At 43.9% G+C, this 24,520-nt stretch carries 19 protein-coding genes; 8 read left to right on the forward strand and 11 right to left on the reverse strand.

The features are described from left to right. Nucleotides 1-43: 43 nt before the first annotated feature. Complete coding sequence (locus tag OH460_RS13240) at nt 44-1,819, reverse strand: ATP-dependent nuclease (protein ID WP_269997740.1); 1,776 nt, start codon at nt 1,817-1,819, stop codon at nt 44-46. Between the two features lie 614 nt (nt 1,820-2,433). On the opposite strand from OH460_RS13240, the gene trxB reads away from it, so the two are divergent. The 5 genes from trxB (at nt 2,434) to OH460_RS13265 (ending at nt 8,429) form a co-directional block, all read left to right on the forward strand. Continuing rightward, a complete protein-coding gene (trxB, locus tag OH460_RS13245) occupies nt 2,434-3,393 on the forward strand; it encodes a thioredoxin-disulfide reductase (protein WP_269997742.1) in 960 nt (319 codons plus the stop codon). Nucleotides 3,394-3,554: 161 nt separating this feature from the next. Further along, a complete protein-coding gene (cydD, locus tag OH460_RS13250) occupies nt 3,555-5,339 on the forward strand; it encodes a heme ABC transporter permease/ATP-binding protein CydD (protein WP_061032762.1) in 1,785 nt (594 codons plus the stop codon). Then, nucleotides 5,332-7,053, forward strand: coding sequence for a heme ABC transporter ATP-binding protein/permease CydC (cydC, locus tag OH460_RS13255; protein ID WP_269997744.1), 1,722 nt, complete (start codon nt 5,332-5,334; stop codon nt 7,051-7,053). The genes cydD and cydC overlap by 8 nt, the downstream gene beginning before the upstream one ends. Before the next feature lie 333 nt (nt 7,054-7,386). Continuing rightward, a complete protein-coding gene (locus OH460_RS13260) occupies nt 7,387-7,962 on the forward strand; it encodes a nucleoside 2-deoxyribosyltransferase (RefSeq protein ID WP_171731617.1) in 576 nt (191 codons plus the stop codon). Between the two features lie 110 nt (nt 7,963-8,072). Continuing rightward, nucleotides 8,073-8,429 carry a hypothetical protein gene (locus OH460_RS13265; RefSeq protein ID WP_269997746.1) on the forward strand — a complete coding sequence of 119 codons (357 nt, stop codon included), beginning with the start codon at nt 8,073-8,075 and terminating at the stop codon, nt 8,427-8,429. Between the two features lie 212 nt (nt 8,430-8,641). Here the strand turns inward: OH460_RS13265 and OH460_RS13270 are convergent, their stop codons facing one another. After that, complete coding sequence (locus OH460_RS13270) at nt 8,642-9,499, reverse strand: EAL domain-containing protein (protein ID WP_269997747.1); 858 nt, start codon at nt 9,497-9,499, stop codon at nt 8,642-8,644. Nucleotides 9,500-9,508: 9 nt separating this feature from the next. Continuing rightward, a complete protein-coding gene (locus OH460_RS13275; protein ID WP_128160149.1) occupies nt 9,509-9,799 on the reverse strand; it encodes a hypothetical protein in 291 nt (96 codons plus the stop codon). Nucleotides 9,800-10,059: 260 nt separating this feature from the next. On the opposite strand from OH460_RS13275, the gene OH460_RS13280 reads away from it, so the two are divergent. The 3 genes from OH460_RS13280 (at nt 10,060) to OH460_RS13290 (ending at nt 13,352) form a co-directional block, all read left to right on the forward strand. After that, nucleotides 10,060-10,965 carry a winged helix-turn-helix domain-containing protein gene (locus OH460_RS13280; RefSeq protein ID WP_269997750.1) on the forward strand — a complete coding sequence of 302 codons (906 nt, stop codon included), beginning with the start codon at nt 10,060-10,062 and terminating at the stop codon, nt 10,963-10,965. Between the two features lie 153 nt (nt 10,966-11,118). Next, the gene (locus OH460_RS13285; RefSeq protein WP_061032769.1) at nt 11,119-11,736 is read left to right on the forward strand and encodes a peroxiredoxin; all 618 of its coding nucleotides are present in this window, start codon (nt 11,119-11,121) and stop codon (nt 11,734-11,736) included. Between the two features lie 197 nt (nt 11,737-11,933). Next, nucleotides 11,934-13,352, forward strand: a complete 1,419-nt coding sequence (locus tag OH460_RS13290; RefSeq protein WP_269997753.1) for a hypothetical protein — start codon at nt 11,934-11,936, stop codon at nt 13,350-13,352. Between the two features lie 85 nt (nt 13,353-13,437). Here the strand turns inward: OH460_RS13290 and OH460_RS13295 are convergent, their stop codons facing one another. The 8 genes from OH460_RS13295 to OH460_RS13330 all read right to left on the reverse strand — a co-directional run bounded on the left by OH460_RS13295 (nt 13,438) and on the right by OH460_RS13330 (nt 24,482). Continuing rightward, nucleotides 13,438-15,321, reverse strand: coding sequence for a methyl-accepting chemotaxis protein (locus tag OH460_RS13295; protein ID WP_008224272.1), 1,884 nt, complete (start codon nt 15,319-15,321; stop codon nt 13,438-13,440). A gap of 345 nt (nt 15,322-15,666) precedes the next feature. After that, complete coding sequence (locus tag OH460_RS13300; RefSeq protein WP_008224276.1) at nt 15,667-17,238, reverse strand: BCCT family transporter; 1,572 nt, start codon at nt 17,236-17,238, stop codon at nt 15,667-15,669. Nucleotides 17,239-17,494: 256 nt separating this feature from the next. After that, the gene (locus tag OH460_RS13305; RefSeq protein ID WP_171731620.1) at nt 17,495-19,093 is read right to left on the reverse strand and encodes a BCCT family transporter; all 1,599 of its coding nucleotides are present in this window, start codon (nt 19,091-19,093) and stop codon (nt 17,495-17,497) included. A gap of 170 nt (nt 19,094-19,263) precedes the next feature. Continuing rightward, nucleotides 19,264-19,902 (reverse strand): response regulator transcription factor, encoded by a 639-nt coding sequence (locus OH460_RS13310; RefSeq protein WP_239833029.1) that lies wholly within the window; start codon nt 19,900-19,902, stop codon nt 19,264-19,266. Continuing rightward, a complete protein-coding gene (locus OH460_RS13315) occupies nt 19,895-21,250 on the reverse strand; it encodes a cache domain-containing protein (protein ID WP_269997756.1) in 1,356 nt (451 codons plus the stop codon). The genes OH460_RS13310 and OH460_RS13315 overlap by 8 nt, the downstream gene beginning before the upstream one ends. Nucleotides 21,251-21,354: 104 nt before the next feature. Next, nucleotides 21,355-22,638: a TRAP transporter large permease gene (locus tag OH460_RS13320; protein WP_008224281.1), complete on the reverse strand. Its 1,284-nt coding sequence runs from the start codon at nt 22,636-22,638 to the stop codon at nt 21,355-21,357. A gap of 9 nt (nt 22,639-22,647) precedes the next feature. Continuing rightward, nucleotides 22,648-23,178, reverse strand: a complete 531-nt coding sequence (locus OH460_RS13325) for a TRAP transporter small permease subunit (RefSeq protein WP_008224282.1) — start codon at nt 23,176-23,178, stop codon at nt 22,648-22,650. A 209-nt stretch (nt 23,179-23,387) separates the two neighbouring features. After that, entirely contained in the window at nt 23,388-24,482 is a 1,095-nt protein-coding gene (locus OH460_RS13330; RefSeq protein ID WP_050052955.1) for a TRAP transporter substrate-binding protein, read from the reverse strand. Between the last annotated feature and the right edge of the window lie 38 nt (nt 24,483-24,520).

The raw sequence follows: 24,520 nt of genomic DNA on the forward strand, positions 1-24,520 counted from the left end.
GTTGTTTTAAAGCTAACTTTAGGATTGGCAATTGAGCTTTATGTTATCTTTCAATACCATTTGATTTATCAATAAATTCAACTAGTTGAGTTACTCTTCTATTCAAATCATAAACTGACAAATCAGCTACGTGGGTCTTTACATAGTGATTGGCAACTTTAACTTTGCTTGCAGTCGGTGTGGGTTTCTTACCATTGCGTGATTTAGTTATGTGTTTGAACTCAAGTAGATTTGCCCACTTACCTTTAGCTAGTAAAGATAATGCAGTTTGTGGATGTACAGCTTTTACGCTATCTTCAACCTGATCATCATCGAGGTAGTTTTCAACTTCCCTACCTTCTGTTATCCATGCGAACCCTGGCCCTTTGTCAAATTCATCACGTAGTCGCTTCTTTGTTTCATTAAGGTGCTTTCTCGATGCCGATTTATCACTGTCAATCATAATGATGCTATTCCGGTTGAGCTTTCTCAGTGAAATAAGTTCTTCCTCGTGCTCTGCAAGTTCTTCGGGATCATTGCCTGTAAGATGACTAGCAAGGCGGCCACCATAAAACATAATGGAATAGTGGATTCCTTCAGTAAGATCTGGAGCCTTTGCTGCTATCCAATAATTCAAGTACGTTCTATCAGAAGGCCCTTCAACCCAAATGACACAGTTGGCCTGCAAAATGTCAGACCCCTTGTACCCTAATTCAGCGCACAGTTCAGAACGCTCACGAGTGTTAGATACAGTATTTACTTTTGATATCCCATCCTCGAGATAAACATGGAAAATTTGCGCTTCGGTTGCATCAAGCAGGTGTGCTGAGTGCGTAGTAATGAAATACTGGTTGTTTGTAGCGGTATTTAGGTAGTTGATTAATTTGCGCTGGAGGATTGGGTGTAAATGAAGTTCTGGTTCTTCAATACACACTACGGTGTTTTCAAGCATTGTGGCAGCCGCGGCTAATATTACAACTTCATGAATACCTGTACCCAATGACTCTAATGGTAGTGTTTTTCCATCCATGTGCACGATTATCATTGAACGATCATGTGGAATTTCAAGAGTGGCGCTATCATTTTCAAGAACCGAGCGCAAGAATACATTAATCTTTTCGAATTTCTTCTTGTCTTCTTGGTTTGTTCCAATGGACGGGCGCTCTAGTTTTTGTAATCGCTCTATAATCCCAGCCCCACTAAAATCAGAGTGATCCGATAACTGAGTATTAGCTGCACCTATCTGCCGTATAGCAGGTATGATTACTGAGTTAAACCTAATATTTGGCTTTGCCGATGATAGCCTTCCGAGTACATTAGGTATGTTGGAAAATTCATTTGAATAGTGTGACCCATTAATACTTACACTTAAATCTGTCCAACTAAAACCTCTAGGCTTTGTTAAATCGCGAGCTAATTTTTCATCCAAAGAAGTATGTATATTTGGGCCAAGATTATCAATATTAAACCAAGTTAGGGTTTCCTCTCCTTCTAGATGCTCAAATAAATCAGTGCTAAATAGCCACTCTAGGTATTGAATTCTACTATGGTAAGACTTGTCCCTGATCATTCCACTAGCTAGTTCAGAAACTTGTTGCTTGGATACTGCGATTGAAAACTGAAACTTGCCCGTACCAATTTGAGGGGTATCTAATACATCAAAATTAGTTTGGTGTTTATCAAAGAGTGAACTATGTTCACTGACAATTCTCATTACATTAGATTTGCCAGCGTTGTTTGCTCCAATTAGGAAATTGATCTTTTGAAGTGGAGCAATAACCGCTTTTTCCTCTCCTCCAAAGCTGCGATAACCAGAAAACGAAAAACCAGATAAAATCACGATAACACCCTAAACTAAAAAGACTTTTCGATAATATACAAGTAATGAAATAAATCTAGTCTGAAGAAATAATTAAGTGTTTAGTGCAGTCAGCAGCGAATCACCGATTCGATAACTAAGGTAAAATGTGCTTCGCGGCATATGCTTAAACCTTACCTTGTTCGTGATCGCCCCTTACTATCAATCTTCACTATTCCGAGTAGGGCGCTATCGCGAAGCAAATAAAATATTTTTCAGAATAAGGATATTAAGCTAGGCAAAAATCACTAAAACGTTTCTGTCGAACTATGAGTTTAAAACTCGCAACAATACTCACGTACACAAAACATACAAACTCATGCTAAGTCGACTTCAAATAATAAAAAGCTGAGGTTGATTAAGGGAATAAGACCTCATCTAGCCGACCGAACACACCCATAATCTCACACTCAAAAACCCCAAAGCCTTTAAGTGCTTTCACGGATCTTCCAGCCACGAAAACGTTTGTCTCGATTAAGTTCTAAACTATAACGATTAATTACACTTCAGCCCTTGTTTAACCTTTTATTGCCTCCATATTTTCCATACAATCCTAAGCGATTATAAATTAAAACAAATTCAATTTCGGAGTCCTCATGAGCGACGTAAAGCACTGTAATTTATTGATTCTTGGTTCTGGCCCTGCTGGCTATACAGCTGCAGTTTACGCTGCTCGTGCAAACCTAAACCCAGTTCTGGTTACTGGTATGCAGCAAGGTGGTCAGCTTACAACCACAACAGAAGTGGAAAACTGGCCGGGTGATGCTGAAGGTTTAACAGGCCCAGCATTGATGGATCGCATGAAAGAGCACGCAGAGCGCTTTGAAACAGAGATCCTGTTCGACCACATTAACGAAGTCGACCTATCAAACCGCCCTTTCCGTCTTAAAGGCGATTCTGGCGAGTACACGTGTGATGCGTTGATCATCTCAACGGGTGCATCAGCTAAGTACCTAGGTTTAGAGTCTGAAGAAGCATTCAAAGGCCGCGGCGTTTCTGCTTGTGCTACGTGTGATGGTTTCTTCTACCGCAACCAGAAAGTAGCGGTTGTTGGTGGTGGTAACACTGCAGTTGAAGAAGCACTTTACCTATCTAACATCGCGTCTGAAGTTCACCTAATTCACCGTCGTGACACGTTCCGCGCTGAAAAGATTCTTGTTAAGCGTTTAATGGACAAAGTAGAGAACGGCAACATTGTTCTTCACACTGACCGCACGCTAGACGAAGTTCTTGGCGACGATATGGGCGTAACTGGCGTTCGTATTAAAGATACTCAGTCTGACAAGACAGAAGATATCGACGTAATGGGCGCGTTCATCGCTATCGGTCACCAACCGAACACTGAAATCTTCAAAGGCCAAGTAGATATGAAAGATGACTACATCATCGTTCAGTCTGGTCTTGAAGGTAACGCGACACAAACAAGCATCCCAGGCGTATTCGCTGCGGGTGATGTAATGGACCACAACTACCGCCAAGCAATCACTTCTGCTGGTACAGGTTGTATGGCTGCTCTTGATGCTGAACGCTTCCTAGATGGCATTAACGATAAGTAAATCTGAGATTGCAGATTTGATTATCGGTGCTCTCGCCTCAGTAGATGCAGGGCGTCATCACATTTTGTTGTAAATCCCTAAAGCCCAGTGGTATATCCACTGGGCTTTCTTTTGTATACTAGCCGCCCTCAACGAATAATAATTATCATTAAGCCTTCATAATGGATAAGAAAAAACAACGCAGCTTGAATAAGTGGCTTAAGCAACAAAGTAAGTTAGCAAAACGCTGGCTTATGATTGCGATTAGCCTTGGCGTACTTTCAAGTGTGTTTTTAATTGCTCAAGCAGCGCTTCTCGCCTCTATTCTTCACCAGTTGATCATCGAGAATGTCGATAAATCTGAACTGGTTGGTCATTTTGCTGGCTTGGCATTATCGGTCGTTGGCCGTGCGGGCTGTACATGGGGTCGTGAAATCGCAGGTTATCGCTGTGGTGAACAGATCCGTGTCTACATTAGGCAGCTCATTTTAGACAAGCTACGCGAACTCGGCCCTGCTTACATCAAAGGTAAGCCTGCCGGTACGTGGGCAACGCTGTTGCTAGAGCAAGTTGAAGACATGCAAGACTTCTTCTCACGTTACTTGCCACAGATGTCTTTGTCGGTACTGATTCCATTCATTATTTTGGTTGTGGTATTCCCAGTAAACTGGGCAGCCGGCCTTATCTTCTTGCTGACTGCGCCACTGGTACCGATGTTCATGGCATTGGTGGGTATGAAAGCCGCAGACGCAAACCGTAAAAACTTCAAAGCGCTTCAGCGTCTTTCAGGTCACTTTTACGACCGTTTGCAGTCCATGACAACCATTCGTCTTTTCGACCGCACTAGCTCTGAAACAGAAGTATTGAAAGGTGCATCTGAGGTGTTCAGAACTCGCACCATGGATGTATTGAAGATCGCTTTCTTATCGTCTGCTGTGCTTGAGTTCTTCACGTCTATCTCGATTGCGATGACGGCGGTTTACTTTGGTTTCACTTACATCGGCGAGCTTAACTTCGGCCACTACGGCGTTGGTATTACGCTATTCGCGGGTCTGTTTATCCTTATCTTGGCGCCAGAGTTTTACCAACCTCTGCGTGACTTAGGTACTTTCTACCACGCGAAGCAACAAGCGGTTGGCGCAGCCGAGAGTATTGTTGAGTTCCTAGAAACCGACATCACTAAGGTTAAATCAGGTGACACTCAGCTAGACCCAGCTCAAGGCATCAATATTGAAGCTCAAGATCTAAAAGTGTTGAGCCCTGAAGGTGTTCAACTGGTTGGCCCTATCTCGTTCGCACTGAATACTCGCCAATCAACGGCATTAGTTGGCCCAAGTGGTGCGGGTAAGACAAGTTTGATCAATGCCATTCTTGGTTTCATGCCTTATGAAGGAAGCTTGAAAATCAATGGTATTGAACTGCGTGATTTAGACTTGGCATCTTGGCGTAAGACGATCAGCTGGGTTGGTCAAAACCCACTGTTGCTTCACGGCAGTATTCGTGACAACGTCACTCTAGGTAAGCAAGATATTACAGACCAAACGGTTCAAAACGCACTAGACCAATCTTTCGCTAGTGAGTTTGTTAATGAGCACGGCTTGGACTACATGATTTCTGATCGTTCTGGCGGCCTGTCTGTTGGTCAATCTCAGCGTTTGGCATTGGCTCGTGCAATGATCCAAGACGGTCAATTCTGGTTGCTTGATGAACCTACTGCCAGCCTAGATACTCGTAGTGAGCAGCTAGTAATGAAAGGCATCAACAGCAACATCGAAAGTCGCACTGCCCTGCTTGTGACGCACCAACTGGCTCCTCTTCAATCGGTCGATAACATTATGGTTATGCGCGATGGTGGTCTTGTGGAACAAGGTCATTACTCTCAGCTTTCAACTGCGGGTGGTTTATTTGAAGAGATGCTAAACGCGAACTTAGCTCAACAAGACAATAAGGGTAATTTAGATGCGTGATTTACTGCCTTACCTGAAACTCTATAAAAAGCATTGGTTTGGCCTATCGCTAGGCATGCTATTGGCTTTTGCTACTCTGTCGGCTTCTATTGGCTTGTTAACGCTATCGGGTTGGTTCATTTCAGCTTCTGCGGTTGCAGGCCTGACGATTGCGCGTGAAACCTTTAACTACATGCTGCCAGGCGGTGGTGTTCGTGGTTTGGCAATGAGCCGTACTGCGGGTCGTTGGGGTGAACGTGTTGTGAGCCACAATGCGACATTTAAACTACTGACAGACCTGCGTATCTTCTTCTTCAAGAAGCTGGCTCCGCTGATCCCAGGTCGTATCTCAAACCTTCGTGACGCTGACCTACTGAACCGCTTGGTTGCGGATGTCGACGCTATGGACCACGTTTACTTGCGCTTAGTAAGCCCTGTGACGGTTGGTGTGTTTGGTATCTTCTTCCTGACTCTGTTCTTGATGTGGTTTGATACTTCACTAGGTCTGATCTTAGGTTCTATTCTGCTTATCATGCTGTTGATTTGGCCTGTCTTGTTCTACAAGCTGGGTAAACGTAACGGTGGTGAGCTAACACAAAACAAAGCAGACCTTCGTGTTACCACTCTGGATTGGATTGAAGGCTACAGCGAACTGACTCTGTTTGGTGCAGAAGAGCGTTACCGCAATGCGATTCTAGAAACCCAACAGAAGCTGATGGCGAACCAGTTTGTGAACGCTAACCTTACCGGTATGGCTTCAGCAGCGCTTATGTTGTTCAATGGTTTGACGCTGGTTCTTATGCTTTGGCTAGCGGCTGACGGCGTGGGTGGTAATGCTCCAGACCCGTTCATCGCGCTAATGGCGTTCGCAACCATGGCAAGTTTTGAACTATTGATGCCAATCGCAGGCGCGTTCCAGCATTTAGGTCAAACCCTGTCTTCTGCACGTCGCTTGAATGAAGTGATTCTGTCAGAGCCTGAAGTTCAGTTCGCGGAAGAGAAGCTAGACATTAACAAGCCGCTTGATATTACGTTCTCAAACGTGACGTTCAACTACCCTGACTCTGAGCGCAGTGTTCTGAACGCTGTCGACCTAACGATCCCGGCAACGAACAAAGTCGCAATTGTGGGTCAAACCGGTTCTGGTAAATCGACACTGATTCAGCTTCTTACTCGTTATTGGGATCCTAAAAAAGGTTATATCTCTATCGCGGGTATTGAACTGACACAATGGAACGAGTCACAACTGCGTGAATCGATCAGTGTGGTAAGCCAGCGTGTCGACATCTTGAATGGCAGCCTACGCGACAACTTGTTGATTGCGAAACCAAATGCCAACGATGAACACCTAGCTAACATCCTTAAAGACGTTGGCCTAGAAAAGCTGCTGGAGAACGATGGTCTTGATAGCTGGTTAGGTGACGGTGGTCGTCAACTATCTGGTGGTGAGAAGCGCCGTGTTGGTATTGCACGTGCCATTCTTCATGATGCGCCTATCCTGCTTCTCGATGAGCCTACAGAAGGCCTAGATAAGCAAACTGAGCAGAGTATCATGGCACTGTTTGAGAGGCATTTTGAAGGCAAGACGGTTATCTTCATTACGCACCGTTTGATTGGTCTGGAAGCAATGGATTCTATCGTTCTGATTGAACAAGGCGAGATTGTAGAGCATGGCTCTCACGAGACACTGTTGAACGAACAAGGACGCTATTTCCAACTTCGTCAGGCAATCTAATCGCTTCATCGATGACAAAAATATCCAAAGCCCGAGTTCATACTCGGGCTTTTTTATTGCCTATCGATTTTTCTGCATCTCAAGCAGGTCACCTTCCCTTTAGACTCTCAGTCATATTCTCGCCTTAAACGAACACAAAGCAGCCTCAAAGTGATATTTAAATCATGAGCTTAAGCAAAACAGCACTAATGATTCACTTTTTAAACTATAAAGCTAAAAACACACCAAATCCACACGTTAGCAAACCGTGTAGTTTTGGTTATTACTTAAACAATCCAATAGATAAAAATATCAGCACAAACACAAGCACTGTTGCTAATCAGGAGTTAACCGTTGAAACGTATTTATCTAGCAGGACCAGAAGTATTTCTAAGTGACGCTGTCTCTATCGGTGATCAAAAGAAGAAGATTTGTGAAGCTTATGGCTTTGAGGGTATTTTCCCACTCGACAATATTCTAGAGTTGAATGAACCTAGCCCTCAGCAAAATGGCTTGAAGATTGGCCGTGCTAATGAAGAGCTGATTGAGAGCTGTGATATCGTCATCGCCAACATGACGCCTTTCAGAGGCGCGAGCTGCGATGTGGGTACAGCCTATGAAATGGGCTTTGGTAAAGCGCTAGGTAAAACGGTACTTGCCTACAGCAATAACTCGGATCTTTTCTTAAAACGAAACCTAGACCAACTGCCAAATGCAAAGCAAGTAGACGATCAAACCTATGTGGATGGCATCGGCATGACGCTAGAAAACTTTGGCTTGATTGATAACCTAATGCTAGATAACGCGGTGTCAGGCCCGATAGAGTTAGAAAACGTTGCCGTGTTTTATGACCAAACTGATGTATATCGAAACCTACGTGCTTTCATACGCTGTCTAGAACAGCTAAAGAGCGACGCTAAGGCTGCGTAAATCGCTATCTAAACTGAATGACATTGATTCTCCCAGCATCCTCACAATGCTGGGAGACTTTCTATTGACGATAAGGTATTAACGATAAGGCATAAATAGAGAGGAAAACTATGAGCGAGATTTGCATGATGTCTCTTACCAGAGACGAAGTAGCGGAACGTAAAGACTATGATGCAATCAAAGCATCATTTGATGATTTATGGTCTTCGATTAACTCAAACGAAAACGCCAACGTTAGTATTTGTACCAGTGAAGGGACTTGTCTTTTTGTGGATAGAGAGCAGCAGCTTTACAACATTAAGCTTGGTGTTGATCAGAAAGAAGGGTATGTATCGTGCAGAGTGAATCAAGTTAAAATTGAAGCGGTTGAGAGATTTCTCCATGCTTATTGCACTTACAGCAAAAGCCAATTGATTCAGTTAATCCAAGAAAACAATTCAAAAAGTAATTCAGAAAGCGAGCTGTAGTCATCGATTAGAATACTGATAGCCCTCCCCCAGCGTCTAAGCCGTTCAATCCAAATTAACTCAAATACAACTCACTCACATCGATACCACTAGGCAAAAAGCTAACCTCCCACACGAGAGGTTAGTGAACTAAAATAATAGGCAGTTCAGTTAAGGGAAATCGATAAATCGCTTATTGTTAAACGCTGTCTTATCGTTATGCGAGGGGCGAGTTAAGCGCTTTTACTTGTTACTCTTGTTTTCTTACTCAGGTAAGCATTTAGCCGAAACTGCTCAGTGGGCTTTGTATCACCTTGTTTCTGTACTTTTACTGGGTACGACTTGGGAAGGTCTAGATAGTAACCCTGATAATAATCGGCCCCATACTGAGCCGCAGCACGTAAGTTGTCTACGTTCTCAATCCCCTCAAAAATCACCTTGATACCTTGTATCGTCGTAATGGTGTTCAGTTCTTCCAAAAGGTTGTCGTCTTGAGAGCCACTCATAGCAAACTCAATCAACATATCACGACTCACTTTGAGGTAGTCAGGCTTCACGACTGCCATGCGGCTATAACCCGCCCAGCCGGAGCCAAAGTCATCCAGTGCGAACGAAATACCTATGTTTCTAAGGTATTCAGTACCTCGATGTAAGCTCTCTATGTCAGCTAGAGGGCAATAGTCCTCGACAATTTCCACGACGATTTGACTCAAGTCTACCTGCTCCTCCTTAATTAGCGGGAGGTATAAGCTGTTTAAGTCGTTCCCGTATGAAAAGTACTTAAAAAAGCATGGGGTAACATTGAGAAACAGCTTCAGATCACGACCATAGATGCTCGAGTTCCGAAAATTTCTCAAGTGCATAATATTCAAGAAAAACTTAAATCTAAACTCAGACTTCTCACCGAAGTCCTCAAGAATTTTATAGAAGCGTTTAACGTTTACCTTTGCACCTTGCATCTCTACTCGGCATATCGCCTCATAGCCAAACACATTTTGGTCAGCGTCATTAATCGATTGAAAGACACTGTGCACTTTAAATCCAAGAACCGACATCTCGTATCGACGGTGTTCAGAGTTCCACTCAAGCATCAGTTAGCCTCACTTGGATTGTGCTGGATTGCATAGCGGGCTAACAGAATCCATTAATATCGCTTCAGCTTCTTCCAGTTCCATTTTTTGGGCAAAGACTAGCTCTTCTGATATCAAATCCTTGATGTGGTCTACTAAGACTTGGCGATCGTCTTCTGAGATTTTCTTGCTCTGAAGGTGACATAAGCGAACCAATAAGCTGATGACATCTAAGCCTTTGGATTCAACACAAGCTACCTGTTTATATTCTTCAATGCTGCCTAAAACGCGTGTAACACTTTCTTTTGATACAACTTTCATCTTCACTCCCAAAAACAAACAACCTTATTAATAATCCCTATATCTGTTGATGTTCTATCCGTGAATTATGCGTCTATCGTACTTGCGCCCAACCTAAACCACATCATTCAAAACTAACTAAAAACACACCAAATATACATTCCACACATTTTTCAAACGAACTTGATTTTTGATAGCCAAAGCGATGAAAAAAAATAGAATCGACGACAAGTTGGTCTGGGCGTAATAACAATAAAAATAATTAATTTGAGAGAAGTAGAATGATTAATGATAATTCACTTGTAATTAATGATGAGTTACATATAAACCTGAGCGATCGTTCGATAATGAATATCGAAAATAAAACCTTAATCAAATTAAGGCCAAAACCATTCCGTGTTTTACTCTATCTACATAACCATAATGGGCGATGTGTGAGTAAAGATGAGCTTTTTAACGAATGTTGGAATGGTGCCATTGTCTCTGATCAATCTCTAACCAATACGATCAGTACGTTAAGAAAGTCGCTCAAAACGATTGGTATTAAAAATACAAAGCTCACCACGGTGAGTAAAGCTGGCTATTTGCTTGAAAAAATAGCCCATGAAGAGCCATCAGAACCCCATCAACCTACTGAAAGCAATTCACCTACTGAAACCAGTCGAGCTTCCGAAACCCAGAAGGATGACACAGTAGTCGCTGCCACAATGGATGGAGTAACGAGCGAAATCTCAGTACCTACCGAAGTAATCGATAACCAAGAGCTGCCGAACAAACCCCACGAAACTCTGGTTTATCTTAAAAAGCTATTCATGTTAATGCTGGCCATTACTTCCTTGTCACTAATTAGAGGTTGCTATAACACAAATAATATCAACAAAAATATGAGTCAGCGTTTAGTGTCCACAGAAAACATCTCATATAACCTTGTTGATCATACGGGGATGTTAGACCTTGAAAATATGGAGGGAATAATCCGAGTAAGCTCATATAAGGATTGTAGAGCTAGGCATATTGATATAACAGTAACTAAAAATAGCGAAGGTGTTTTTGAGACCGACTTTTCGATAGTTTATAAGAATAAAGCCCATAACTACTTGCATTCATACAAAATAAAAAATGACAAATCTGAGGTGAGAATATTACAAATATCCAAGATACTCAGCTTATGTAAACTCTCATTTTAAATAGGGTCTTATTCTCTTAGTCTTTGATATTTTATAATAAAACCGAACGGTGTGATTTTCATTATCTGTTGGTTTGAACAAACCGCATCTTATTTCGCTAGAGTTCGCTGCGCTTGAAACTGAGCTTAACTAATATAATTCAAGAGACTCAACATGAAAAAAACGTTAATCACGCTAGCGGCACTGATTTTAACCACAACGGCAGGTGCTGCGGACTACTTAACAACCAGTGAAACGGCTCCAACAGGAAAAGATAATACGCTGACTTTATACTACGAGACAACGTTCAACCTTGTCGGTAATAGCTTGGCTGTTGGTGATTACCTGCCTTCAGTGACATTGATGACAAACAAAAACCAGCCGTACGACACCACAGCAAAAACAGACAAAGTGCGTATCTTTAGTGTACTGGCTTCGATTGACACACCAGTATGTAACCAACAAGCTCAGGATCTTTCTAACTTTGTAAAAGCAAACCCTGAACTGACAGATAACATTGAATTCATCGGCCTAAGTGCAGACACGACTTTCGCACTGGATCGATTCAAGAATGAGAAAGGTATTACAGACAACCTAACTTTGCTTTCAGATGCCAAAGACCACGTTTTTGGTTTTGAATCAGGCACACAAATCAACGAACTTGGTTTACTGGCTCGTAGCACATTCGTTGTCGATAAAGACAACAAAATCGTTCATATTCAGCGAGTTCCAGAGCTGACGATGATTCCAGATTTGGACAAAGCTGTTGAAGTAGCGAAAAAATACTTCTAAGCAAAGTAAACCAGTGGGCAAGTTAGGCTTGCCCACTTTGATTACCCTTCTTACTTCCCGCAAATCAATAGCTCAAATACATAACTTAAAGGTCATTTGTAAGCCCTATCAATACATAACTTACAAAAGCTTACCAAGAGAAAATACCATTTCTTGTAACATGCGAGCTTTATTGCTTGCAGATAATTTGGTTCTCTATGATAAATAAACTCATTATTCCTACTCTTGTTGTTACAACAATGCTTACTGCATGTGGCGGCGGAAGCGGTGGCGGTAACAATAACAATAACAGCGCTGCAAAAAACGTCATTGACGCATCTAGTGCCAGCTCCGTTGTTAGCTTGGGCAACAATTTCTCGCTGCAATTCAGCGTAAAGTCGATTAAAAATGGCGCAGACAAAAACGTGAACGTTGATATTACCCAGTACGGTAATAATCTAAAATCAAGCGGCAGTTTTGCTCAAGTTCATGGTATCCCAGAGCGCAACTATAAGACTCAAAATGACGCAGACATTACGTTCACAGTAACGGCAACAAGCTCGTCTGGTAAAACGTATAATGTTGAAAACTTTAATATTTACTACGAGAACTTCAACTCAACCACAACACCAGAAAAACTTGCTGTTGCGAAAGTCGAAAACAACATCAAAAACATCATTCTTTGGAAAAAAGCCGACACCGTAACCATCAACAAGCAATTCATCATCGATAGCACTGGCGACAAGTTTAATATCGACCAGATGAGACCGATGAACCTTTACGTTCGCGTGGGTAACACCCTAAGTAACGCTATCCAATTTGTTCCAAGCTTTGCTCAAAGTGCTTCAGAGACGTTCGCTCGTGTACCAACGAGTGATTGTTCTGTTATTTCAAACACAACAGGCGACTTGCTTAACAATGGCATCAAGCAACGCAGTTGCGTAGAAGCTCATGGTTACAAGATCCCGTTACTGATCGAAGACAAAACACAGAATGACGGCACGGCCAAAGTTGCGCACGTTAAGAAGATCATGCAGTACTACCTTGATAACTTCCCAGCTGAAGTGACCAAGGCGATCTACGACAGCAAAGCTGCGATGGCGTTCTTTTACGATGATGATTGGGCTAACAGAGGTGCGGGCGATTACTTAGATGAAAACTACCGCTTCCAAGATCTATTCGCGACTGAAACGACAGATACTACAGCAGGCGAAAACAAGCCGGGCTTAGCAAATCAACGAGACGCTGCGTTTGAAGAGATCATTCACTTTGTACACGACTACGGTGTGATGAACTTAGCGGTGCAATCACCTTCATCAAAGTGGGGTGTGATGCAAAAAGAACTCGATGAGCTGAATGAAAAAGCGATTCTTGCGGGCTCTTACTTTCCAAATGGAAAAGACTCGTCGATTGTTGAAGCTGACCTAGACGCTGAGTCTTACGATCAAGAATACCTAGCGTACTCTCTGTACGCTTACTACGACGTAAACTACAAAGGCTACAGCGCTCAAGAGCTAAGTTCCGCGACATTCACAGAGCTTCAAAAGAACGACCCTGCGATAGTAAAGTTTATGGAGAAATACTTCCCTACTCGCGCTAATCTAAAAGCGAAGTTCCCAGGTTACCCGAACAACTAGTTCTCGGTGCCTAAGCCTCCAACTAAGAGGCACAAAAAAGCCGAATGTGATAATCACATTCGGCTTTAAATTTACGCTTTAGTGCTTACAGCTTGAAGCGACTGATTTCGCTCTCTAACTCGTGAGACAGTTCAGACAGCTGAGCTGCTTGCTCTGCCGCTTGGTGTGCTTCGTCTGCTAGCTCGTTAGACACGTCACGGATTCCCTCAGTGTTACGAGTAATCTCAGACGTTACAGAAGCTTGCTCTTCTGCCGCAGAAGCAATCTGTGTCGCCATGTCGCTGATACGTTCAACAGCAGCATGAATTTGCGTTAGGCTTGCAGCCGCTGAGTTTGCGTCATCAACACTGGTTTCAGCCAAAGTACGGCTGTCATTCATGATGCTAACCGCTTTGCCTGTTGTACCTTGTAGCAATTCGATAGTCTGTTGAATCTCTTGTGTTGAACCGTGTGTACGTTGGCTCAGAACACGAACTTCATCAGCAACAACCGCAAAGCCACGACCTTGCTCACCTGCACGTGCCGCTTCAATCGCTGCGTTAAGTGCAAGTAGGTTTGTCTGTTCAGCGATGCCTTGAATGTTAGACAAGATAGCATTGATGCTATTACCGTGCTCTTCAAGTTCTAGGATTACGTTCGTCGCAATCTGAACTTCTTGAGCAAGATTTTGGATTGAGCTTTGAGTCTGTGTTACTTGACCAGTACCGTGCTCACACGCACCAACCGCTTCAGATGAATTCTGTGCCGTGTGGTCTGCGTTACCCGCGATCTCTTGTGTTGCCGCTGCCATTTCGTTAACAGCCGTTGCAACCATGTTAATTTCGTCTTGTTGCATCTGGATGCGAGCGCTACGCTCTTCCGCTTGTGATGCAGTTTGGCGCGCTTGGTTACCCAATGCAGCAGACACTTCACTTAGCTTGATCACCATTGTGTGCATGTTGCCCACAAAACGGTTGAAGTTTTGTGCCAGCTGGCCGATTTCGTCGTCGCTCTTAGGCTCAAGACGCTGAGTAAGGTCACCTTCACCTGAAGCAATCTCTTCTAGTGCTGCAGATACACGGTTTAGGTCGCGGAATAGGAAGCTCACCAACCAAGAAACCAGTACGATCACGATAAGCGTGATCACTACAGCCGTCATAATAAGCTGAGTAAGTAGTGTTGAGTGGTTTGCTTCTTCAGTCGCTCGGTCCATCTGAACCGCGAAGATCCAGTTAGTGTTTGGTACTTTCGTGAAGTAAAGCAGCTTCTCAGCGCCACGTTCTTTAATGATCTCGATGCTACCAGTACGCACTGCGTTCTCGATGATAGGCATAGAGATGTCATTAGAAAGCTGGCTTACTGGCTTCAGGCTTAGTGCTGAATCTGGGTGCGCTAGGAATGTGCCGTCAGACGCATCGATTAGCATTGCGTGAGCGTTGTCACCCACATCTAGGCTGATAACGTCATTAACCAATTGGTCGATAAGTACGTCAGCACCTACCACACCAACAAGTTGACCATTGTGGCGAACTGGCTCTGCAATCGTTACTAGAAGTGCTTTGGTGATTGCATCTTGGTAAGCAGTAGTAATGATTTGCTTACCTGCAGCGTTTGCTTCTTGGTACCAAGGACGTTGACGAGGATCGTAACCGGCACGGTTACGTTCAGGGTGTGAGCGGTACATGCCACCTTCTGGAGTACCTAAAAAGATATCGTCAAAGCCACCCGCTACACGAGCTTGCTTAAGGAAAGGAACAACATCATCCTCTCGTGAAAAGTCGTTGAATGCTGAAGCGATATCCGTACGAATATCAATCCAGTTTTTAATACCTTCAGATGCTGCTTCTGATACGCTTTCAGCTCGTAGGTATACGCCATTACGAGTCTGTTCAAATAACTGGTTTGCTGATAACCAAGTCAGTGCTGTAGCCATAACGACAACAGCAGATAGGCTCGCACCTATTAACTTCTGTTTTAGTGTTAGTTTCATGTCAAAGTTTCACGAGTGGTGGGAAATCCCGCGCATACTACCCAATATCAGTATTAAATTCGAGCGATTTCACAATTTAATATTGGAATATATTTTTATGTAAACCATAGCCTTAGCTTATGCCAATTAGTTGGCATATCGCCAAATTCAAGGCGCTATTAACGATATGGTTATTACAAAATATTTCAGCTCCGATACGATGAAGTATGTATAGAAACTGTCATGAAAATAGATAGAAATAGGCATGAAAATAGATAGAAAAAAGGCAGGTGAGTCTCCTCACCTGCCTTCGTATTATTTATCGTTCGACTGTATTTATAACACGGTCGATTCACGCTTTATGAGCTAGCGTTTTTCTGTACGCATACCCATTAGCAAGCTCACACACATCAATAACAGAATGATGGTGAAAGGCAGCGCCGTCGAGATAGCACCAGCTTGAAGAGCTTGTACTGCTTCAGTACCACCAACCCACAATAGTGCCACTGCAATCGCACCTTCAAGGAACGCCCAGAAAACACGTTGAGGTACCGGCGTGTCTACTTTACCACCAGCGGTAATGCTGTCGATAACCAGAGAGCCTGAGTCAGACGATGTAATAAAGAATACTAGAACCAATACTACTGCAATGATTGATAGCAACGTACCAAACGGTAACGCATCGAACATTTGGAACATCGCTAGTGATACGTCGGTTAAACCTTCACTACCAAGTGTGCCGATGTTATTCACGATTTGATCAATCGCCATACCGCCAAATACTGACATCCAAATGATAGTTACAGTAGTTGGAACAATCAGAACCGCTGTGATGAACTCACGAACCGTACGACCTTTAGATACACGTGCGATGAACATACCTACGAATGGTGACCATGAAATCCACCAAGCCCAGTAGAATACCGTCCAACCGTGCAACCATGCTTGGTCTTCACGACCGTGAGGGTTACTCAATGGAATGATGTTCTCGATGTACGCCATTAGGGTTGTTGGGATAGAACCTAGTGTCACTGCATAACCGATTAGTGCCACTAAGATAAGCAGTAAGAACGCTACCAGCATGTTTATGTTACTGATAACTTTTACACCGCCGTCTATACCACGAAGTACTGAGACTACGGCCAGCAAAGTTACAGCCGTAATAACGATAACTTGTAAGCCCAAACCAGCTTCAAGGCCAAATACGTGTTGGATACCACTTGCTGCTTGCTGGGCACCTAGACCTAGCGAGGTCGCCAGACCAAATAGAGTCGCAAGTACCGCTAGAATATCAACAACGTGACCAGCCCAGCCCCATGCTCTATCACCTAAAATTGGGTAGAAGATAGAACGAATCGAAAGCGGAAGTCCCTTGTTGTAAGAGAAGAATGCTAACGAAAGAGCAACCACGCCATAAATAGCCCAAGGGTGCAGACCCCAGTGATACATGGTTGCACCCAGCGCCAGTTTTGCCGCCTCTGGTGTGTTCGGCTCTACGCCAAGTGGCGTCTCAAACCAACCAGTGTAGTAAGCCGCTGGCTCTGCCACACTCCAGAACATCAATCCGATACCCATACCTGCTGCGAACAACATGGATAACCAAGACATGAACGAGTAATCTGCCGTTGCATCAACACCACCAAGGCGGATTTTACCAAACGGAGAAACGATCAAGCCTAAGCAGAAGATTACAAAAATATTGCCTGACCAGATGAACAGCCAATCGAATGAATTGATGATTTGCCCTTTAACGCCATCCAGTGCGGCCTTCGCTGATGCAGTATCAGTAACCAGAACACCAATCAAAAACAGAGCAATCAAACCTGCACTAATGCCAAATACTGGGTTATGTACGTCGAAACCCCATTTTTGGACGTTATCCTGACCAACAGTGTAATCGGTACTGTCGATACTGTATTTATCTATACCTTTAGTCATTATCCCTCTCTACGGAATACTACTAATATCCCTTACTTACCTGTGACCTAATCACAAACTCGAACTTACAATCCAAGTAGCACAAGCTGTTGTCACATTAATTCAAATACTTGGATGTCTGAAGTTTAGCAGGTTAACTTATTGTTTTCAGTAAACCTGAAGCGGTTCGTTTGGTTTTCATCCAATATTCACGTAAATACTCAAATTAATGTCGAAAAAAAAGCCGAACATGTCGGCCTTTAATTTAATATTACTTTCAACTCAAAGCATTTCGGTGTTTAACCAATTGATTTTCTGTCCGTAAACCGAGTAATAAGCTTAGGCACATAAGCAATAATATGAACGCAAATGGAAGTGCCATAGAAACGGTACCGGCTTGCAATGCTTGGATAGATTCTGTGCCACCAACCCACAATAGAACCGCAGCAATCGCACCACCAATTACCGCCCAAAAAACACGTTGAGGAACAGGTGAATCCACTTTACCACCAGAGGTAATACTATCAATCACTAGTGAACCCGAGTCTGAAGAGGTGATAAAGAACACCATAATCAAGCCAATCGACACCACAGATAAAACAGAGCTCATTGGCAGCGCATCGTAAGTGTGGAACAGCGAAAGCGTAATATCTTGTAGACCATTCATGCCTATCTCACCGACTTTGTTCGCAACTTGGTCTATCGCGATGCCGCCAAAAATCGCCATCCAGATAATGATCACTGTCGTTGGGATGAACAGTACCGCGACGATGAATTCACGAATCGTACGACCTTTAGAAATACGAGCGATGAACATGCCTACGAATGGTGACCAAGACATCCACCACGCCCAGTAGAATACCGTCCAACCTTGCATCCAAGTTTCATCACCACGACCATGGGGATTACTTAGAGGAATAAAGTTTTCGACGTAACCCATCAGCGCCGTTGGGATAGCTTTAATACCAGCAATGCCACCAGCAATCGTCACGAAAATCAGCAAGCCTAAAGCGACCAACATATTCACATTACTTAGCACCTTTACGCCGCCGTTGATGCCACGCACAACCGACATCGTAGCCAGAAAAGTGACCACAGCAATTACAACCAACTGCATGCCAATACCGCCATCAGTACCAAACACATGGTTGATACCACTTGTCGCTTGCTGCGCGCCTAAGCCTAATGAGGTTGCTAAACCAAACAGCGTTGCTAGTACCGCCACAATATCAACAATGTGACCAAACCAACCCCAAGTTCTATCCCCAAGAATCGGGTAGAAAATCGAGCGGATTGAAAGAGGTAAACCTTTATTGAAAGTAAAGAAAGCGAGTGCAAGAGCAACAACAGCGTAGATAGCCCAGCCGTGTAAGCCCCAGTTATAGATGGTTGCACCCAGTGCAAGCTTGGCCGCTTCAGGTGAGTATGCTTCTACACCAAGTGGCGTTTCATACCATCCAGTGAAGTAAGCGACTGGCTCTGCAACACCCCAGAACATCAAACCAATACCCATTCCTGCAGCGAATAACATCGACATCCAAGAAAGGTTAGAGTGCTCTGCTTTGGCATCATTGCCACCAATACGTATCTTGCCATACGGGGAGACAATGAGGGCAAAACAGAAAATAACAAAGATGTTGGCTGCCCACATAAAGAACCCATCGAAGTTACCGATGACTTTCCATTTTATACCATCAAGTGCAGATTTCGCGGTCTCTGGCTCTGCCACCAAAAGTGCCAACAGGAAGATGATGATCGACCCTGCACTAATACCAAATACAGGGTTATGTACATCAAAACCCCATTTCTGAACGTTATCTTGTCCTACGGTATAATCAGTATTATCAATACTATACCTATCCTTAACAGACTCCATGTTTCCTCTCTAACTTTGCAGTGCTCGGTTTGCAACATTGCATTCGGCACTTAAATTTCGAAAGGAAGAATATCAACCTGTCGCAAAAATACTAAAAAAACCTCCATAACGGAGGCCTTAATTACACATTTAGTAATTAAATTACACATTTGGTGTAATTTAGCGTAAGATCAATCCACAAGCCCACAATTGACAGCGTACTTGGCAAGCTCTGCAGTAGAGTGAATGTCGAGCTTATGCTTAATGTTTTGTCGATGGGTTTCGACAGTTCGATAGCTAATATTTAGCGCCTTCGCCACCTCTTTACTGCTCTCCCCTTTCGCCACTAATTTCAGTACAGCTTCCTCACGTCGACTCAGTGGATTCTTCACCGATGGCGTCGGAGTAATTGGCTGGGTGAACAAGTTTTGAGTCACTTTTTCGCAGAAATACGTCGAACCTTGATTGACCGTTTTGATTGCTTGAACCATTTTTTCAGCGGAAATCTCCTTCAACATATAGCCGACTGCACCCGACTGCATCACCTTCATAATATATTCACGGTTGTTATGCATGGTCAGCATCAGTACCTTAGCTTCCGGGTCTTCTTCTTTGATCAGGTGTGTGGCATCAATCCCATTCATAATGGGCATACTGATATCCATCAACACCACATCCGGGCGTAGGTCTTTGACAATCTCCACTGCCTCTAAGCCATTGCTTGCGGTACCTATCACGCTAATATCAGGCTCGAGTTCCAATCTCGCCATAAAGCCATCCAGTACCACTTGGTGATCGTCAGCAATCACAACTCGAATAACTTCACTCATTCATTAATCCCTCTAGTGTCAGTAACACTGTAATTTCCGTTCCGAAGCCAATCTCGCTCATCAGTTCAAAATCGCCACCGATAAACTCCACCCGCTCTCGCATATTTCGCAGACCAATCCCTCGTTTTTCCATCGCTTTGTAAGTATTAAAACCGACACCGTTATCCTGAATAAGCAGTTGCAACACATTCCCAATTTGCTGCGCGATAACCGTTACTTTGGTCGCTTGTGCATGTTTCTCTATGTTGGTTAACGACTCCTGAACCACTCGATACAAGGTTGTCGCCGCCTCTGACTTTAACTTCCCCGGTTGAGTGGCGAACAGGGTTTCAACCTCAATGCCCGAGTGCGCTTTAAAGTCTAAAAGCAGTGATGACAAAGCGGCTTCTAGACCAATATCATCTAATGAACTTGGACGCAGCTGGTGCGAGATATGCCTCACTTCCTCAATGGCGCGCATCAGTGAGTGCTGCGATTTATTGAGGTGAGCCTTAAGCTCTTCACTCTGTAACTTATTACCAAGCAGCTCCAAATGGCAACGACTCGACACTAATAATTGGTTAATACCATCATGCAGCTCGCGCGCGAGGTGCTTCTTCTCATCCTCTTGAAACATCACTGTCTTGTGAGCCAGCTCTTTCAAGTTGTTATCCGCAATGCGATGTTCGTGCATATTGATGGCTAAAGTCAGCACGATGATCACTGCTACCGTCACGCTCAAAATCACCACGATAGAGAAAAAAGTGGTTTCAATATTCTTGTTGATCGCAGCCTGCATTGAAGCGACTTCTTGATGTACATCTTCAATGTACAAACCCGTGCCAATCATCCAGTCCCAGCGTTCCAACCAAGCGGCATAACTCAGCTTGGATACCACTTCCCCTGTCGAAGGCTTTTGCCACAAGTACTGATGAAAGCCTCCTCCGGTTTGTGCTTCTCGTAACAAGGCTTCAATCAGGAAATCACCATCTTCATCTTGAAGTTGCAGTAAATTCTGGCCGATCAATTCCGGCTGTATTGGATGCACGAGATTGGTTCCGTGGCGATCATAAGCGAAAAAATAGCCATCTGAGCCATATCTAAGTTTAGACAATATGGCTCGAACTTCCGTTTTAGCTTGGGCTTCTTGAATATCGGGATCGTTGTAGATGTGTTCAATGGCGTCGAAAGCGAGATCGACAGTGTCCTTGAGTGCATTTTCACGGGACTTGATCAGGCTGTCTCTGAAGATCTCAACCTCTTTATCACCCAAAGTTTTAGTCTGGTGTAACGAGATCCAACTAATGCTCGCTGTAACCAGCAGCAACGGGAGTAACGTCAGCAGAATCAGCTTGGCTTTTAGAGGCATCCCTTTTCCTCACTAAAAACGGCTTATTGAACATCAATAAGCCGTTTTATTTTAGCAATTTATAGATAGCTGTTGTTACATATCATTCACATTCTTGGCGTCACTCACATTCCATAAAACGCAGGGAACGCGAGAAGTGATCCAAGTACGAGTATCTGAATCACAATGAAAGGCATCACTCCTCGGTAGATGTCTTTGGTCGTTACGCCTTTTGGTGCCACACCTTTTAGGTAGAACAAGCTAAAACCAAATGGTGGCGTCAAGAAGGAGGTTTGTAGGTTCATTGCAATCAAGATAGCGAACCACGTCATGTTGATGCCCATTAACTCAGCAACAGGCGCTAAGATTGGCACGATGATGAAACAGATCTCTACGAAATCGATGAAGAACCCCAAAATCAAAATCACCAGCATGGTAATGATCAGGAAGCCCCACTTCTCACCAGGGAGTTGCAACATCCACTCTTCAACCAGATAGTCACCGCCAGTATAAGTAAACGCCATCGAGAAAGCGGTCGCACCCAGCAAGATGGCAAACACCATCGCCGTTACCTTTACGGTTTCTTTAGAGGCGTCATACACCATTGACCAACTAAACTGGCCGTATAGCAGTGCAAGTATCATCGCACCTGCGCCACCTAATGCGGCAGACTCTGTTGGTGTCGCCACACCTGCAAAGATGGAACCCAGTACCACTATGATTAGCGCTAGTGGCGGAAGAATCGCTTTAAGCGCATCAATCACTTCTTGTTTACGGCTGATTGAATCATCACGCTCAATAGGCTGAGCGGCTTCAGGGTGAAGTTTTGCGTATATCAAAATATAAACAATGTACGCGCCCACCAGCATTACACCCGGCCAAATCGCCGCCTGAAACAAGTCACCAACCGGTACACCAAGTACATCACCGAGTAGAATCAATACGATCGATGGTGGGATGATTTGACCTAAGGTACCAGAAGCACAAATGGTGCCGCAGGCTAAGCCTTTGTCGTAATTGTACTTCAGCATGACAGGCAAAGAGATAAGGCCCATCGCAACAACAGAAGCACCAACCACGCCAGTTGAAGCTGCAAGTAACGAACCTACTAGTACAGTAGAAATCGCGATACCACCACGCACACCACCAAACAAGCGGCCCATAGACTCAAGTAGCTGTTCAGCCAGCTTGGTCTTTTGCAGAACAAGCCCCATGAAAACGAACAACGGAACAGCCATCAGTACCGTATTTTCCATGATCGATTGAATTCGATATGGCATGAAAGCAAACATCTCTATGCCTTCAGCCCAAACACCAAAAATTAAGGCGATACCACCAAAGGTAAACGCAACTGGGAAGCCAAGTAATAGTGCAAACAAGGCTACAAAAAACATTACTATTCCAATCATGTTTAGCCTCTACTTATGATTTGCATGGATAAGGTGCGGATTAAAAATCTTGTTGAGTGAGTGCAGGATCAAACCTACGCCACTCAGTGCCATCAAGAAGAATGACAGCGGGATCATGGCTTTGATGATCCATCGATATGGCAAGCCACCGGGATCGCCTGAGGTCTCACCTAGTTCATAGCTCTCTTTGGCAACATCAATACCAAACCAAGCCACCAGCAGGCAAAACGGAAGTAGAAAGATCAGCGTGCCTAGCAGGTCAATGATGGCTTGCGCTTTAAAGCTCAATTGCTCGTAGAACACATCGACTCGAACATGGCCACCTGCTTTAATGGCATATGGCACACCTAGTAGGAATACGGCAGAGAACAGGTGCCATTCCATCTCTTGAAAGGCGATTGAGACATCGTTGAACGCATATCTCATGACAACGTCATAGACGACGTTGGCGATAAGTAAAATAAACAACATACTGGAAAGCCATCCCAGTGCGTCACCAATACGATTAAATAGGCGTTCAATATAAATTAGACTTCGCATTCCCGACTCCATGGAATTTGAAAAGACATCGTGCAGTACAACTAACCCAACTAAAAACGATTCAGTTTATAGCTAGCAATAGGCACGACGTAGAAAGGGTTCTTGGGCATTTAATTATTATGTTTAAAATGAACCCTCAGCTTATTCACTCTTAAATACTCAATAAGAAAAGCTTTGGGTTCATTTAACTTCAGTTCAACAACCGTCGATTATTTCGCTTGGCTATTTAGATAAGCTCTATGTGAAATATCCGTCCATGAACGTACTTGCTCTAGGTAAGCTGCTTGTGAAGCTTGAATCTCTTTTGCCAATGCATCTTTCTCAGCGTGCTCAGCAAGTAGGCGATCGTTCGCTTCTTTCAGTGCAGACATAACCTCTGGCGGGAAATCTTTTACTTGTACATCTGGGTACTCAGTCTTCATTGAAACCCAGTTCTTACCACTTTCATGCGTTGCTTGTGTGTACATGTCGTAAGCCGCTGTACGCATTGCAACACGCAGGATTTCTTGTAGATCTTCAGGAAGCTTGTTCCATGTACGCTTGTTCACTAGGAACTGAAGCTCTGAACCCGGCTCGTGCCAACCTGTGTAGTAGTAAGGTGCAATTTTGTGGAAACCCATTCGCAGATCCAGTGAAGGACCTACCCACTCTAGCGCATCAATCGTGCGACGCTCTAGAGACGTGTAAAGCTCACCAGGGGCAATGTTGGTCGGTTTAGCACCTAGCTCAGCAAGAATCTCGCCTGCAAAGCCTGGGATTCGCATTTTCAGACCTTGTAGATCTTCAACGCTGTTGATCTCTTTCTGAAACCAACCACCCATCTGGATATCGGTGTTACCACCTGGGAATGACATCAAGTTGTGTGGAGAATAAACCTGCTCCATCAACTCCATACCACCACCGTGATAGAACCATGCGTATTGTTCTGCAGGCGTCATACCGAAAGGCATAGAAGTGAAGTAAAGAGTGTTTGGAACTTTACCTTTCCAGTAGTAAGAGCCTGAGTGACCCATGTCGTATTGACCAGACTTAACCATGTCAAAAACGCCTAGAGGGGCTTTGTGTTTGTTCGCTGAATCGATTCTGATTTGCAGTCGACCATTCGACATCTTCTCAGCCATCGCTGCCATGTTTTTCGTTGCATCACCAAAAACAGGGAAATTAGGTCCCCATGTTTCAGCAAGTTTCAAACGATAAACCTTATCCGCAGCTGTTGCACCGGTTGCGACCAAAGCTAAACAAGCCGCAGCAGTTACCGCTACGTTTTTAAAAACTCGTGTAAGGGAGTTAGAAATGAGACTCATGTTCACGTCCTTTGTTGGGTTAACACTCTTTCTTTGAG

This window comes from Vibrio sp. Makdt (assembly GCF_027587015.1).
Lineage (GTDB): Bacteria > Pseudomonadota > Gammaproteobacteria > Enterobacterales > Vibrionaceae > Vibrio > Vibrio chagasii_B.